Here is an 11,988-nt window from a genome sequence, read left to right as displayed (position 1 = left end):
CCGCTTATTTCTTCGCGTCGTCGCCTTCGGCGGTCGGCTTTTCAATGGCCAGCAGCTCGACGTCAAATACCAGCACGGCGTTGGCCGGGATGGAGCCTGCACCGTGCTCGCCATAGGCCAGCTTGGACGGCAGGAAGAACTTGAACTTGGAGCCGACCGGCATCAGCTGCACGCCTTCGGTCCAGCCCGGGATCACCTGGTTCAGCGGGAAGGTCGCCGGCTCGCCGCGATCGACGGAGCTGTCGAACTTGGTGCCATCGGTCAGGGTACCGGTGTAGTGCACCTTGACGATGTCGGTGGCCTTCGGCTTGGCGCCGTCACCCAGCTTCTCGACCTGATACTGCAGGCCGGATTCGGTGCTCTTCACGCCCTCTTTCTTGGCGTTGGCGGCCAGGTACTCTTCACCCTTCTTCAGGTTTTCCACCGCATCCTTGTCTGCCTTGGCCTTGGTCAGCTCGTTGATCTTGGCGTCGTATTCCTGCAGGACCTTCTGGATCTCCTCGTCAGTCATGCCAGCTTCCTTGCCCAGACCGTCGGTCACCCCCTTGAGGATGACGCTGTTGTCCAGCTTGATGCCGAGCTCCTGCTGACGCTCCAGAGTATTGGCGATATAACGACCCATGGAGAGGCCGATCGCATAGCCGGATTGCTCTTCAAAGCTCTTGGCTGCTGCCTTGGGAGCCTCTGCCGGCTTGCTGGCTTCTGCCTTGACCTCTGCGGTATTGGCAGCAGGCTTCTCATCTTTTTGGCAAGCAGTCAGACCCACGGCAACGGCCGCAGCCAACAGGGACACCTTCAGAAAATTGTTCATCAGTTTCTCCAAAACTCTAAATACCGCTCTCGGTTCCTTCGTGAAATGAGAGGTTTATCGTGATAAGCGCCTTATACTAACGCCGTGATCGCAGGTAACGAAAGCATGAGACAGGAAAAATGATCAAAAGTGCCATTTATCTCATCGGTATTTGCCTGATGCTGACGGGGTGCGAACAGAGCTCACTTCCCGGCCAGCAGATCCGCCTCGCCAACCAGGGCTTGCTGAGTGCGGATCTTGCCAGTTCCGGCAAGCAGGCCATCGTCTCCAGCCTGGGCCAGGGCACCGTGGTGTGGGATCTGGAACAGGGCAAGGAGCGCTGGCGCTGGCGTCAGAGCGATGATCAGGAGGAGTTCGTCACCCTCACCCGCTTCTCCCCGGACGACAGCCACGCCATCACCGCCACCCAGCGCACCTTTGCCATTTGGCGCCTGCAAGATGGTCGATCTCAAGGCTACTATTCCCTTCCTGAATCCAGCCTGAGGGATGCCGCGCTCTCGGCCGATGGTCGTCTGGTGCTGATCGGCCGCGAAGATGGCAAGGCGGAGCTGGTGGATACCCGTACCGGGCGCAGGCTGCAGTTCCTCGGCCACACCGAGCAGGTCAACACGGTGGATCTCTCCGCCAATGGCCGCTACGCCCTCACCGGCGGCAACGATTACAGCGCCTATCTGTGGGATACCCGCACCGGCCAGGTGGTATGGCGTTTCAACCACGGCGGCCGGGTGGTGATGGCGAGGCTGGATCCGGCGGGGCGCTTCGCCTTCACCGCCGACAGCCGCCAGGCCAGCATCTGGGATCTCAAGACTGGCAAGGAGGTGAGCCGGCTGCAGTTCGCGCACCGCTTTGAGGTCTACACCAGCGCGCGCTTTGCCAACGACGGCAATTGGCTCATCACCGGCGCCCCCTCACGCCAGCTCTCCCTGTGGCGGGTGAGCGATGGCAGTCTGCTGCAAAGCTGGCGCGTCTCTCCTCATCCCAAGGTGAAACCACCGAGCGCTGTGGTCTATGGCGTGGCTTTGCGCGACAATGGCCACCTCGTCAGCGCCAGCTCCAGTGGCCTGGCCGAAATCTGGACTATCAAGTAAGGACCAAAAGGCCCATGAGTCAGCAAGTTAACGATCGTCTCGAGACCCTGGAAAGCCGTCTCGCCTATGCCGAATACACGGTGGAGCAACTCAACGAAGAGGTCACCACTCAGGGCCGTGAACTCGACCGGCTCAAGCATCAGATCCAGCTACTGGTAGACAAGCTGCAGAGCGTGCAGCCGAGCCAGATAGCCAGCATGGCCGAAGAGACGCCGCCCCCGCACTACTGAGTGCACCGCCATAAAAAAACCCGCAGGCAGCGGGTTTTTTCATCTTGCCAGTCGGCAGATCAGTGGTGATGGCCCTTGCCACCGCAACCACCGCCGCCACAGCAACCGCCATGACCCTGCTCGTCGCCGTGGTCATGACCGTGATCGTGGCCGTGACCGCCGCAGCAACCGCCGTGGTCATGGTCATGGTCGTGATCGTGACCGTGGTCATGGCCATGATCGTGACCGCAGCCACCGGCACCGTGCACGTGGCCGTGAGCCAGCTCTTCGGCGGTCGCGGCACGCACGTCCTTGATCTCGACCTTGAAGCCCAGGGTCACACCGGCCAGCGGATGGTTGCCATCCACCTTGATGAACTCTTCGGAGACTTCGATGACGGTCACCGGACGGTGGCCATCGTCGGTCTCGGCCACAAAAGTATCCCCTTCAGACACTTCCATGCCATCGAACAGCTCGCCGGGCACTTCTTGCACCAGGTTCTCGTCATACTCGCCATAGGCCTGGCTCGGCGTCAGGGTGACGTCGAACGCCTCGCCCACGCTGCGGCCTTCCAGCTCGGCTTCGAGGCCGGAGACCAGATAACGGGTACCGTGCAGATACACCAGAGGCTCTTTACCGACAGTGGTGTCGATGACTTCACCGTGTTCGTCGGTGACCGTGTATTCCAGCGTAACCACGCTCAGGGGAGCTACTTTCATGTCAGGGATCCTGCGGATAGAAAAAAACGGGCCCAGAATACCTTAAAAAGGTGGCCAAGCATATGATCTGCCCCGCTCCGCCATGCTGAAAAAGTCAGCAGTCCAGAACGAGCCTTGCCCCACCCCGGGTATTATCAAGGGCCCCTCACTCGAGACGAAACACCTTTATCAGTGGTTCAGCCTCGCGGATGGCCTGGTCCACCCCGGCCACCCGGCGGTAGGTCATTCGGGACGAAAGACGCCTATGACCTGTTCGGCCTCGCGGGTCGCCTTGTCCACCTCGGCCTGGGTCTGCACCTGGGTATCCCCGCAGTCGACACAGGTCACCTTCTCGACTCCATGCTCCATATACAGCATCATGGTGTCCATCTTGCCGCACGCCGGGCAAACCGCACCGGCAATGAAGCGCTTTTTACGTCTGGTTTCCATTTTTGTTACCTCCAGGCAGCATCATATCAGGGTTTTTACATGCATCACGCCATCGAATATCAGCATTTTTCCACTCCTTGCCTGCAGGTCGGCCCCCGCAAACGCTCCCCCCTGGGTCAGCTGCTGCGCGTCACCCGAGGTGCGGCGCTGCTGAGACTCGGCTCCCATGAGCTGTTGCTGACGGCGGGCAGCCACTTCTGGCTGTGCGCCGATGCCCTCGCCGCCTTCACCCCCCTGGCGGGTTGTCAGCATGATTTGCTGACCTGCTCGGTGCGGGTGGCGCAACCGGCCCAGGCTGGCTGGTTGCAACCCACCCCGCTGATGGACGCCCTGCTGGACAACCTGGCCAGCTGGTCCAGGCCCCATGACTGGCAGGAGGCTTATGGCCACCGGCTGCGGGTCATCGGGGACGAGTTGCAGGCGTGTACCATCCTGGCGCAGGCAGATCAGCCGCTGCAAGCCGCCTGGCGCGCCCTGGCCGGCCAGTCTGAAGGCAGCACCGCGGCCTGGCAGGCTTGCCTCGCCCAGCGCGGCATCGAGGATCCCGCCCTGGCGGCCGATGCGCTCGGTGCCCAGTGGCAGTTGCTGCAAGGGGTACGCCTGCTCAGAAGTGGCAGCAAGCCGGCCCAGGTCGTGGCAAAGCTCGGCTATCGGGATGAACAGGCTTTGGCGCAGGCGTGTCAGCACTGGCTCGGGCTGACGCTGGAGGCGGTGGCCTCCGCCCAGTGAACCTGACGAGAAAATAAATGAGGGTGACAGGGTCCAGTTTTGTGGCTCTCGGTCGCTAATAACCGTTAATAACAACGGCATCATCCTGGTCACCACCCTCTATGCTGAACACCAGATTGACCGTCACCGATTAGATCAACAGGACATCCGCCATGACGAGCAAGGCCAACCAATCCCAGGGCATGTTGCTGTTTCACCTCTCAGCCAGGCAATCCTTCGCCATCGGCACCCTCAAGGTGAAGGAGATAGTCCCCTACACCCAGCTCACCGCCCTGCCCCATTCGCACCCGACCGTGCTCGGGGCGGCCAGCATGCGGGGCACCACCATCCCCGTGATCGACATGGCGATGGCGGTGGGCTATCGCCCGATCAGCCGGGAGGAGATGCCCAGCTGCTTCATCATCATCACGGATTGCCGCCGCACCCTGGTGGGCTTCCTGGTGCGGGGCATCGACAAGATCACCGAGTGCAACTGGCGTGACATCGAGCCGCCCCCCCCTTCCCTCGGTCAGAACGTCTTCGTCACCGGGGTGACCAAGGTCGGTGATCAACTGATCCAGCTGCTGGATGTGGAACTGATCCTGTCCCGGGTCTATCCGGACGATCCCAGCCACCTCTACCCCGTGCTGACCGATGTGCAGCGCGAGCGGCTCAAGCCGATGCGGATCCTGCTGGTGGACGACTCCTCCGTCGCCCGCCGCCAGCTGATGGCAGCCCTCGATTACATCAACATTCCCTACGAGGTGTGCACCAACGGGCGCGACGCCCTCAGCCTGATGCAGGCCAGGGTCGCTCAGGGCAGCCGGATCGACATCCTGGTGAGCGACATCGAGATGCCGGGGCTGGACGGTTACGAGCTCGCCTTCGAGGTACAGAGCGATCCCAGACTGGCGGAGGCTTACATCATCCTGCACACCTCCCTCTCCAGCGAGATCAGCGTGGAGCGTGCCCATCAGGTCGGCGCCCACGAGGCACTGACCAAGTTTGAAGCCAACGAGCTGATCCAGGCCATGCTGCGCGGCGCCGAACACCACGATCGCCTGCCCGCCTGACACCGCGGCGGGCCATGGGCCCGCTGCCTGTTTCCTCTTCTCCCCGAGTCGTTGCATGCTGACAGAAAGCCACTTTCACGCCCCCTGGTGGGCCCGCAATCCCCACCTGCAAACCATCTTGCCGAAGTGGCTGCGCCGCGCGCCGGCACACTTCACCCCGGAACGGTTCGAACTCGCGGATGGAGACTTCGTCGATCTCGCCTGGAGCGGGCCCATCAGCCCGGATGAGCGGCCACTGCTGGTGCTGTTTCACGGCCTGGAGGGCAGCATTCACTCCCACTATGCCAAGGGACTGTTTGCCCATCTGCAACGGCAAGGGAACGACGCCGTGTTGATGCATTTTCGGGGGTGCAGCGGCGAGCCGAACCGGCTGCTGCGAGCCTACCACTCCGGCGCCATCGAGGATGCAGAGGCGGTGATCGCCGAGCTGGGTCGCCGTTTTCCCGGCAAGCCACTGATCGCCATCGGTTATTCTCTGGGGGGCAACATGCTGGTCAATCTGCTGGCGCGGGCTTGTCCGGATGAACTCACCGCCGCCGTGGTGATCTCGGCCCCCCTACAACTGGCGAGCTGCGCCGACAGGGTCAATCAGGGATTCTCACGGGTGTATCAAAGCTACCTGCTGCGCACCATGCGAGCCAATCTGCAGAGCAAGATCCGCCATCAAGCCGCAGCCCAGTCCCGCTGGCAACCGCAGCAGGTCGACCGTATCGCCACCCTGCGCGACTTTGACGAGCAGGTCACGGCCCCGCTTCATGGCTTCGACAGCGCCGATCACTACTATCAGACCTGCTCCGGCCTTGGCCTGCTGGCGCGCATCCCCATCCCGACCCTGGTGATCCATGCCGCCGACGACCCCTTCATGACGCAGGCCGTGATCCCCACACCGGAACAGCTTTCCCCCCTGGTGCGCTACGAGCTGAGCCGGTGCGGTGGCCACGTGGGTTTCCTGCACGGTACGCCCTGGCGCCCCCGCTTCTGGCTGGAGGAGCGGATCAGCCAATGGCTGCGGGAGCAGACTCAGGATGCGAGCCGGTAGCCGTTGCGCCCCTCTTCCTTGGCCTGGTAGAGAGCACCATCGACCCGCTCGAGCAGCATGACCAGGCTCTCTCCCTGACGCCACTGGGCAATCCCCTGGCTCAGGGTGAGATGGGGAGCCACATCTGAGCCTTCGTGGGGCAACGCCCTGGCGGCCAGGGTAGAACGAATACGCTGCGCAACCCGTTCACCGGCGGCCAGATCTGTCTCCTGCAGCAACACCACGAACTCCTCACCACCATAGCGGGCCACCAGATCGCCGGGTTCGCGCACGCTCTCCTCAAGACATTCGGCCACCAGAATCAGGCACTCATCCCCCGCCTGATGACCGTAGCGGTCGTTGTATCGCTTGAAAAAATCCACATCCAGCAGGATCACCGTGAGCGGCACCTCCAGCGTTGTACCCTGTGCGATGGCGTGCTTGCAGACCCGATCGAAATGACGGCGGTTGGCAAGCCCGGTCAGGGGATCCCGATGGGCCATGGCATCCATCTTGCGCGCCAGCATCAGGTTGTCATACTCGCGCGACACCGCCAGCTCGAACCAGCGGTTGAGCATCCGCCGCCCCGTCTCCAGGATGATCAGCAAGCCCCCGACCGCCAGCCAGTGCACGGTGACGGACGGCACCATCACCCAGTGCTCCTCGAACAGCAGAAAGATCAGAGGCGGGGCACTCAGGCTATAGAAGACACGCCACTCGCAGTAGAAGGCGATCAGGGCCGTCAGCAGCAACAGGCTGACGATGTTGAATGCCAGGCTGAATCCCACGCTGAATTCGATGATGGCAAGGGAATAGGCCATCAGAGCCCAGGCCAGCCCCCACAACATGGCACAACCCCAAAGCCAGGGCTGCCATCTCGATGTTCCCTGGCGAGAGCACCAGCGCCAGACCAGGGGAGTCAGCACGCTGGCCAGGATCACCAGGCCTATCTGCCACTCATACTCCCAGGGCAGTCCAGCGATCGCCACCTGCTGGGCATCCTGATACATATAGAAGCGAGCCAGCAGATAGAGGATCGCCAGCTGGCTGATGGCCCAGAACCAGCGCAGCCCCGCGCTCAGGGCGTGCCGACGCGCATCCTGAAGATGCTGGTCGACGTGACTGGTTGGGTGACGCTGTTCAACTGATGACATGAAAACCCTCGCGCAGGTCCAGATAAACTCCTTGCGCTTGCCGGTCAGACACCGACAATATCCGCATCGCTATGACTGAAGATGAAATCATGATTATCCCTTGGCAAGAACTGGATCCAGATACCCTCAACAACCTGCTCGAGCATTTCGTACTGCAAGAAGGCACCGAATACGGCGAGCAGGATGTCAGCCTGGCCGACAAGGTCGAGGAGGTCAGACAGCAATTACTACAAGGTAGTGCCGTGCTGGTCTACAGCGAGTTGCATGAAAGTGTCAACGTCGTGCCAAAGACGCATTTGAGCAATGCGCCCGCCGACGATCTCCGGCAGGATTGATCCACGATCTGAACGGCGTCAGGCTCAGCCACCCCGGGGTACAGGCGGGAGAATGCCGCGCCGGAGAATGCGGTCACCTCATCCGCAGTCTGACGCGCTTCACACACAGTTATGTTATGCCCACATTCGGCAATGTCAGCCCCGCCAGGGCGCCTGCACATGGAGGGCGACGGGGATCATGGTACAGCCGGGTCATGAAGGCGCACTTGACCGCACTTTGAACCTGCCCTTATAACGGAACTCCCAAGGAAGAGAGAATTCTATGTCGGCCAAGCATCCCATCATTGCGGTTACCGGTTCGTCCGGTGCCGGCACCTCCACCTCCACCAACGCCTTCCGCTCCATGTTCCACCAGCTCGGATACAAGGCAGCCGTGGTCGAGGGGGACAGTTTTCACCGCTATACCCGGCCCGAGATGGACGTGGCGATCCGCAAGGCGCGCGAGCAGGGGCGCCATATCAGCTACTTCGGCCCGGAGGCCAACGACTTCGGTCTGCTGGAATCCTTTTTCCAGGAGTACGGCCAGAGCGGCAGCGGCCAGTACAGACGCTACCTGCACAGCTTCGACGAGGCGGTCCCCTTCAACCAGATGCCGGGCACCTTCACCCCCTGGCAGGCGTTGCCGGGGGAGACGGACCTGCTGTTCTACGAAGGGCTGCACGGCGGCGTGGTGACCGGTGAACACAATGTGGCGCGGCACGTGGACTTTCTCATCGGCGTGGTGCCCATCGTCAACCTGGAGTGGATCCAGAAGCTCATTCGCGACACCTCTGAGCGCGGCCACTCCCGGGAGGCGGTGACCGACTCCATCGTCCGCTCCATGGATGACTACATCAACTTCATCACCCCGCAGTTCTCCCGCACCCACATCAACTTCCAGCGCGTGCCGACGGTGGATACCTCCAACCCCTTCAGCGCCAAGGTGATACCCAGCCTGGACGAGAGTATGCTGGTGATCCGGTTTCGGGGCATCAAGCAGGTGGACTTCCCCTACCTGCTGTCGATGATCGACGGGGCCTTCATGTCCAGAATGAACACCATAGTGGTGCCGGGGGGAAAAATGGGTTTCGCGATGGAGCTGATTCTGCGCCCCCTGATCCAGCAACTGTTAGAAACCGGCAAGATTACCTGAGCCAAGGAGCTTATGATGCGCGGTGCACTTCTCTCATTCACACTGGCAGCCCTGCTGGGCGGTTGCAGCGCGGGCCCTGCCGCCCCCACTGTCGAGACGGGAACCATGGTGGTACGCCCGGCAGACAACTGGCCCTACGGGGCGACGCCACGCTATGCGCTGGCAGAGCAGTTCCAGTACGCAGGCAACAGCGCAGCACCCTGGCTGGAGCCGGTGCAACGAGCCGTCACCCAGACGCTCGATGGCAAGGGTTGGCGCAGTGTGCCCCTGGATGAAGCCGACGTCTGGGTCGCCATCGGGGTGGCAGGCAGCCAGGACATGAGTGATGGGGAGATATTTTCCCGCCTCGGCATGACCCCAGGCCTGAATGCCGCCGCCGATGCGCGCAAGGGCACCCTGGCCATACTGCTGATCGACAGGCGCACCCAGCAAAGTGTCTGGAGCAGCGCCATCCAGCTCGCCAGCGACGTGCCCATCGCCGAGGATGCCCGCAGCCAGCTGAGCCAGCAGCTTGCCGCCCAGTTGCTGGGTTCCCTGCCCGCCCAGTGACCCTTACCCATAACAAAACGGCCTGCTTCAAGCAGGCCGTTTTGCATACACGCCGTTGCCACGGCATGGCGATTACTTCAGCTCGCAGGTCAGCTGGGTCACACCACTCTTGATCAGGGTGGCCTGCTTGCCCTGTTGGGAGAAGGTGGTCACCCCATCGGAATAGCTGGCGGTCTCTTTGGGCGACTCGATGCGACCCAGCTTGTAATACACCCCGGCATAAGGGAACTGCACCATGTCGGCCTGGGCATCATAGGTGATGGCCAACAACTCTTCCCCGCACTGATACTGACTGTATTGATACTGGGTGGGCTGCGGCATGCTGCAGGCGGCCAGTCCGAACAGGGGAAGCAACATCATCATTTTTTTCATCGCACTTTCCTTATGTCATGGCGTTATCTACGGGACAAACTACAACTATCAAGCTTCAAGAATTTGATAACTATGGGTAATTTCTACCGCTTTTTCCAACATCAGGGACACTGAACAGTACTTTTCCATCGACAAGTCGACCGCGCGGGCCACCTGTTTCTCGGCCAAGCCCTTGCCGGTCACGACGAACTTGAGGTGGATCTTCTCGAACACCCGAGGCACCGAGTCGGCACGCTCCCCTTCCAGCTCCACATGGCAGGCGGTCACGCTCTGGCGCGCCTTCTCCAGAATGGAGACCACGTCGATGGAGCTGCACCCACCGACAGCCAGCAGGATCATCTCCATCGGGCTGGCACCTTCGCCCGGGTTGGCGCCGTCCAGCGTCACCTGATGACCGGACTCGCTCTCGCCCACAAACTTCATGCCTTCCACCCAGCTGACCTTGGCTTTCATCTCACTTTTCCTCTCAATGACGACGGTTCTGACGCCCATAGCATACCTCAAGCAGGGGTCGAGTGGCACATGCCCATCACCTTGCGCCACCCCCTGCTTCATGACCGTCTCACCCGGCACCGCGACTTGTTCCGAAACCACGGCAGACCCTGAAGGAAATAGATCGAAATCAACATCTCTCCCCCCCTTCTTGCCTAGAATGGCCCGAATGGCGCAGCAGATCGATGCACAGAGATGGACAGCAAAGTCCCAAAGCCTTGTCAGCACAGACAAAGGCTCTTATTCTACTGCGACCAAAGACTAAGGAATGGCAAGCTTGGCAACTTGCCTGGACGCACAGTCCATAAAAATGACACTACAGAGGAAGTCTCATGATCATTGGCAAACCGCAAAGCGATCCCACCCTCGAGTGGTTCTTGTCGCATTGCCACATTCATAAGTATCCCGCCAAGAGCACCCTTATTCATGCCGGTGAAAAAGCGGAAACCCTCTACTACATCGTCAAGGGTACCGTCGCCGTCCTGATCAAGGATGACGAGGGCAAGGAGATGATCCTCTCCTACCTGAATCAGGGGGATTTCCTGGGCGAGATGGGGATGTTCGAAGAGAACGAGAATCCGGAGCGTTCCGCCTGGGTACGTGCCAAAGGTGCCTGTGAAGTCGCCGAGATCTCCTACAAGAAGTTCCGCCAGCTGATCCAGGTCAACCCGGACATCCTGTTGCGCCTCTCCGGCCAGATGGCCAAGCGCCTGCAGCACACCAGCCAGAAGGTCGGCAACCTCGCCTTCCTGGACGTGACCGGCCGGATTGCCCAGACCCTGCTGAACCTGGCCAAGCAGCCGGACGCCATGACCCACCCGGATGGCATGCAGATCAAGATCACCCGTCAGGAGATCGGCCAGATCGTCGGCTGCTCTCGCGAAACCGTCGGCCGCATCCTCAAGATGCTGGAAGAGCAAGAGCTCATCTCCGCCCACGGCAAGACCATAGTGGTGTTTGGCACCCGCTGACCGGGTTCCCTGACGGCTCAGCACAGGGCCGTTGGATAAAAAAGGCTGCCACGGCAGCCTTTTCTGATCGTCTCCCCTATAATCCCGCACGCCCTTCCCCGGCCTCAACCAAGCGAGTGTGTATGCATCTTCAATGTCCCCTGTGCCGCAGCCCCCTGCATCTTCATGAAGCCTCCCGCGGGGTCTATTGCGACAACAAGCACCATTTCGATCCGGCCCCGGAAGGTTATCTGGATCTCATTCCGGGCAAGAAGGATCCCAAGGACAGCGACAGCCGGGCCCTGCTGCGTGCCAAGCGCCGCTTCCTGGAGCAGGGACACCAGCTGCCCCTGGTGGAGGCCATGGCAACCCTGCTGGCGCCGCTCGGCGAGCACGAGCTGATCCATCTCGGCTGTGGTGAGGGGTACTACTGCCGCGCCCTGGCAGAACGCCTGCCGGGCTGGCAGTTTGGCGGCATCGATCTGGCCAAGAACGCCATCTTCGCCGCCAACAAGGCGCAACCCGACGGCCATTTCGTCATCGCCGATCCGGCCAAGGCACCGCTGCTGGCCGGCTCCGCCCAGGTGCTGCTGGTCAACGATCTCAAGATCAAGACAGAGCTGCTGGTCAGCCTGCTGACGCCGGGTGGCTACCTGCTCCACCTGCAACCCGGTCCGCGCCACCAGTGGCAACTGAGAGTCAGCCTCAACCCGGTGAGCATGGAGCACCCCCTCAGCTGGCCGGCCCTGGCAGGGCTTGCGCCCGTTGAGCGGCAACGCTGCCAGTTCTCCATGGCCATGGATCAGGCTCTGCGCGCCCACGTGCTGGAGACCAGTCGCCTCGGCTGGCGCGCCGGCGGTGAGCAGCGTCACGCCTTCACCCACCAGGGGCCGGACGAGCTGGAGCAGGATCTGCTGTTGAGCCTGTGGCAAAAACCCCTCTGAACCCC

At 61.5% G+C, this 11,988-nt stretch carries 16 protein-coding genes; 10 read left to right on the top strand and 6 right to left on the bottom strand.

The window, feature by feature from the left end; all coding sequences use genetic code 11:
• Nucleotides 1–4 precede the first annotated feature (4 nt).
• Nucleotides 5–811: an FKBP-type peptidyl-prolyl cis-trans isomerase gene (fkpA, locus tag PG898_RS00585; RefSeq protein ID WP_041207073.1), complete on the bottom strand. Its 807-nt coding sequence runs from the start codon at nucleotides 809–811 to the stop codon at nucleotides 5–7.
• 119 nt (nucleotides 812–930) lie between these two features.
• Between fkpA and PG898_RS00580 the strand changes: the two genes are divergently transcribed.
• Nucleotides 931–1,899 (top strand): WD40 repeat domain-containing protein, encoded by a 969-nt coding sequence (locus tag PG898_RS00580; protein WP_218409669.1) that lies wholly within the window; start codon nucleotides 931–933, stop codon nucleotides 1,897–1,899.
• Between the two features lie 14 nt (nucleotides 1,900–1,913).
• On the top strand, nucleotides 1,914–2,129 hold the full coding sequence (locus PG898_RS00575; protein WP_005330500.1) for a SlyX family protein: 216 nt from the start codon (nucleotides 1,914–1,916) through the stop codon (nucleotides 2,127–2,129).
• Nucleotides 2,130–2,188: 59 nt separating this feature from the next.
• Here PG898_RS00575 and PG898_RS00570 read toward each other — a convergent pair whose 3' ends face one another.
• Nucleotides 2,189–2,827 carry an FKBP-type peptidyl-prolyl cis-trans isomerase gene (locus tag PG898_RS00570; protein WP_270823270.1) on the bottom strand — a complete coding sequence of 213 codons (639 nt, stop codon included), beginning with the start codon at nucleotides 2,825–2,827 and terminating at the stop codon, nucleotides 2,189–2,191.
• 222 nt (nucleotides 2,828–3,049) lie between these two features.
• Nucleotides 3,050–3,256 (bottom strand): YheV family putative zinc ribbon protein, encoded by a 207-nt coding sequence (locus PG898_RS00565; RefSeq protein ID WP_033130616.1) that lies wholly within the window; start codon nucleotides 3,254–3,256, stop codon nucleotides 3,050–3,052.
• A gap of 39 nt (nucleotides 3,257–3,295) precedes the next feature.
• Between PG898_RS00565 and PG898_RS00560 the strand changes: the two genes are divergently transcribed.
• The 3 genes from PG898_RS00560 (at nucleotide 3,296) to PG898_RS00550 (ending at nucleotide 6,076) form a co-directional block, all read left to right on the top strand.
• Nucleotides 3,296–3,985, top strand: coding sequence for a hypothetical protein (locus PG898_RS00560; protein ID WP_270823269.1), 690 nt, complete (start codon nucleotides 3,296–3,298; stop codon nucleotides 3,983–3,985).
• 152 nt (nucleotides 3,986–4,137) lie between these two features.
• The gene (locus PG898_RS00555; protein WP_005330506.1) at nucleotides 4,138–5,037 is read left to right on the top strand and encodes a chemotaxis protein CheV; all 900 of its coding nucleotides are present in this window, start codon (nucleotides 4,138–4,140) and stop codon (nucleotides 5,035–5,037) included.
• 55 nt (nucleotides 5,038–5,092) lie between these two features.
• A complete protein-coding gene (locus PG898_RS00550; protein ID WP_182786210.1) occupies nucleotides 5,093–6,076 on the top strand; it encodes a hydrolase in 984 nt (327 codons plus the stop codon).
• Here the strand turns inward: PG898_RS00550 and PG898_RS00545 are convergent.
• A complete protein-coding gene (locus PG898_RS00545) occupies nucleotides 6,058–7,209 on the bottom strand; it encodes a GGDEF domain-containing protein (protein WP_270823268.1) in 1,152 nt (383 codons plus the stop codon). The two genes, PG898_RS00550 and PG898_RS00545, sit on opposite strands and share 19 nt — an antisense overlap.
• Before the next feature lie 89 nt (nucleotides 7,210–7,298).
• Between PG898_RS00545 and PG898_RS00540 the strand changes: the two genes are divergently transcribed.
• The 3 genes from PG898_RS00540 to PG898_RS00530 all read left to right on the top strand — a co-directional run bounded on the left by PG898_RS00540 (nucleotide 7,299) and on the right by PG898_RS00530 (nucleotide 9,225).
• Entirely contained in the window at nucleotides 7,299–7,544 is a 246-nt protein-coding gene (locus tag PG898_RS00540; protein ID WP_041206316.1) for a YheU family protein, read from the top strand.
• Nucleotides 7,545–7,806: 262 nt separating this feature from the next.
• Nucleotides 7,807–8,676, top strand: coding sequence for a phosphoribulokinase (locus tag PG898_RS00535; RefSeq protein WP_005330514.1), 870 nt, complete (start codon nucleotides 7,807–7,809; stop codon nucleotides 8,674–8,676).
• Nucleotides 8,677–8,691: 15 nt separating this feature from the next.
• Entirely contained in the window at nucleotides 8,692–9,225 is a 534-nt protein-coding gene (locus PG898_RS00530; protein WP_171272500.1) for a DUF4136 domain-containing protein, read from the top strand.
• 72 nt (nucleotides 9,226–9,297) lie between these two features.
• Here the strand turns inward: PG898_RS00530 and PG898_RS00525 are convergent, their stop codons facing one another.
• Nucleotides 9,298–9,597 carry a hypothetical protein gene (locus PG898_RS00525; protein ID WP_005330517.1) on the bottom strand — a complete coding sequence of 100 codons (300 nt, stop codon included), beginning with the start codon at nucleotides 9,595–9,597 and terminating at the stop codon, nucleotides 9,298–9,300.
• Nucleotides 9,598–9,645: 48 nt separating this feature from the next.
• The gene (locus PG898_RS00520; RefSeq protein ID WP_041206318.1) at nucleotides 9,646–10,050 is read right to left on the bottom strand and encodes an OsmC family protein; all 405 of its coding nucleotides are present in this window, start codon (nucleotides 10,048–10,050) and stop codon (nucleotides 9,646–9,648) included.
• 371 nt (nucleotides 10,051–10,421) lie between these two features.
• Here PG898_RS00520 and crp point away from each other — a divergent pair, with 371 nt between their 5' ends.
• Both crp and PG898_RS00510 read left to right on the top strand, forming a co-directional pair.
• Nucleotides 10,422–11,060, top strand: coding sequence for a cAMP-activated global transcriptional regulator CRP (gene crp / locus PG898_RS00515; RefSeq protein WP_025328082.1), 639 nt, complete (start codon nucleotides 10,422–10,424; stop codon nucleotides 11,058–11,060).
• A 122-nt stretch (nucleotides 11,061–11,182) separates the two neighbouring features.
• Complete coding sequence (locus PG898_RS00510; RefSeq protein ID WP_270823266.1) at nucleotides 11,183–11,983, top strand: putative RNA methyltransferase; 801 nt, start codon at nucleotides 11,183–11,185, stop codon at nucleotides 11,981–11,983.
• Nucleotides 11,984–11,988 lie beyond the last annotated feature (5 nt).

The sequence above is a fragment of the Aeromonas sp. QDB31 genome (assembly GCF_027707605.1).
Lineage (GTDB): Bacteria > Pseudomonadota > Gammaproteobacteria > Enterobacterales > Aeromonadaceae > Aeromonas > Aeromonas media.
This window is presented reverse-complemented; position numbering and strand designations above follow the sequence as displayed.

What these genes read in the sequence shown, in the direction of transcription:
- fkpA (WP_041207073.1), bottom strand. Translation starts at nt 811, where the DNA reads ATGAACAATTTTCTGAAGGTGTCCCTGTTGGCTGCGGCCGTTGCCGTG.
- PG898_RS00580 (WP_218409669.1), top strand. Translation starts at nt 931, where the DNA reads ATGATCAAAAGTGCCATTTATCTCATCGGTATTTGCCTGATGCTGACG.
- PG898_RS00575 (WP_005330500.1), top strand. Translation starts at nt 1,914, where the DNA reads ATGAGTCAGCAAGTTAACGATCGTCTCGAGACCCTGGAAAGCCGTCTC.
- PG898_RS00570 (WP_270823270.1), bottom strand. Translation starts at nt 2,827, where the DNA reads ATGAAAGTAGCTCCCCTGAGCGTGGTTACGCTGGAATACACGGTCACC.
- PG898_RS00565 (WP_033130616.1), bottom strand. Translation starts at nt 3,256, where the DNA reads ATGGAAACCAGACGTAAAAAGCGCTTCATTGCCGGTGCGGTTTGCCCG.
- PG898_RS00560 (WP_270823269.1), top strand. Translation starts at nt 3,296, where the DNA reads ATGCATCACGCCATCGAATATCAGCATTTTTCCACTCCTTGCCTGCAG.
- PG898_RS00555 (WP_005330506.1), top strand. Translation starts at nt 4,138, where the DNA reads ATGACGAGCAAGGCCAACCAATCCCAGGGCATGTTGCTGTTTCACCTC.
- PG898_RS00550 (WP_182786210.1), top strand. Translation starts at nt 5,093, where the DNA reads ATGCTGACAGAAAGCCACTTTCACGCCCCCTGGTGGGCCCGCAATCCC.
- PG898_RS00545 (WP_270823268.1), bottom strand. Translation starts at nt 7,209, where the DNA reads ATGTCATCAGTTGAACAGCGTCACCCAACCAGTCACGTCGACCAGCAT.
- PG898_RS00540 (WP_041206316.1), top strand. Translation starts at nt 7,299, where the DNA reads ATGATTATCCCTTGGCAAGAACTGGATCCAGATACCCTCAACAACCTG.
- PG898_RS00535 (WP_005330514.1), top strand. Translation starts at nt 7,807, where the DNA reads ATGTCGGCCAAGCATCCCATCATTGCGGTTACCGGTTCGTCCGGTGCC.
- PG898_RS00530 (WP_171272500.1), top strand. Translation starts at nt 8,692, where the DNA reads ATGCGCGGTGCACTTCTCTCATTCACACTGGCAGCCCTGCTGGGCGGT.
- PG898_RS00525 (WP_005330517.1), bottom strand. Translation starts at nt 9,597, where the DNA reads ATGAAAAAAATGATGATGTTGCTTCCCCTGTTCGGACTGGCCGCCTGC.
- PG898_RS00520 (WP_041206318.1), bottom strand. Translation starts at nt 10,050, where the DNA reads ATGAAAGCCAAGGTCAGCTGGGTGGAAGGCATGAAGTTTGTGGGCGAG.
- crp (WP_025328082.1), top strand. Translation starts at nt 10,422, where the DNA reads ATGATCATTGGCAAACCGCAAAGCGATCCCACCCTCGAGTGGTTCTTG.
- PG898_RS00510 (WP_270823266.1), top strand. Translation starts at nt 11,183, where the DNA reads ATGCATCTTCAATGTCCCCTGTGCCGCAGCCCCCTGCATCTTCATGAA.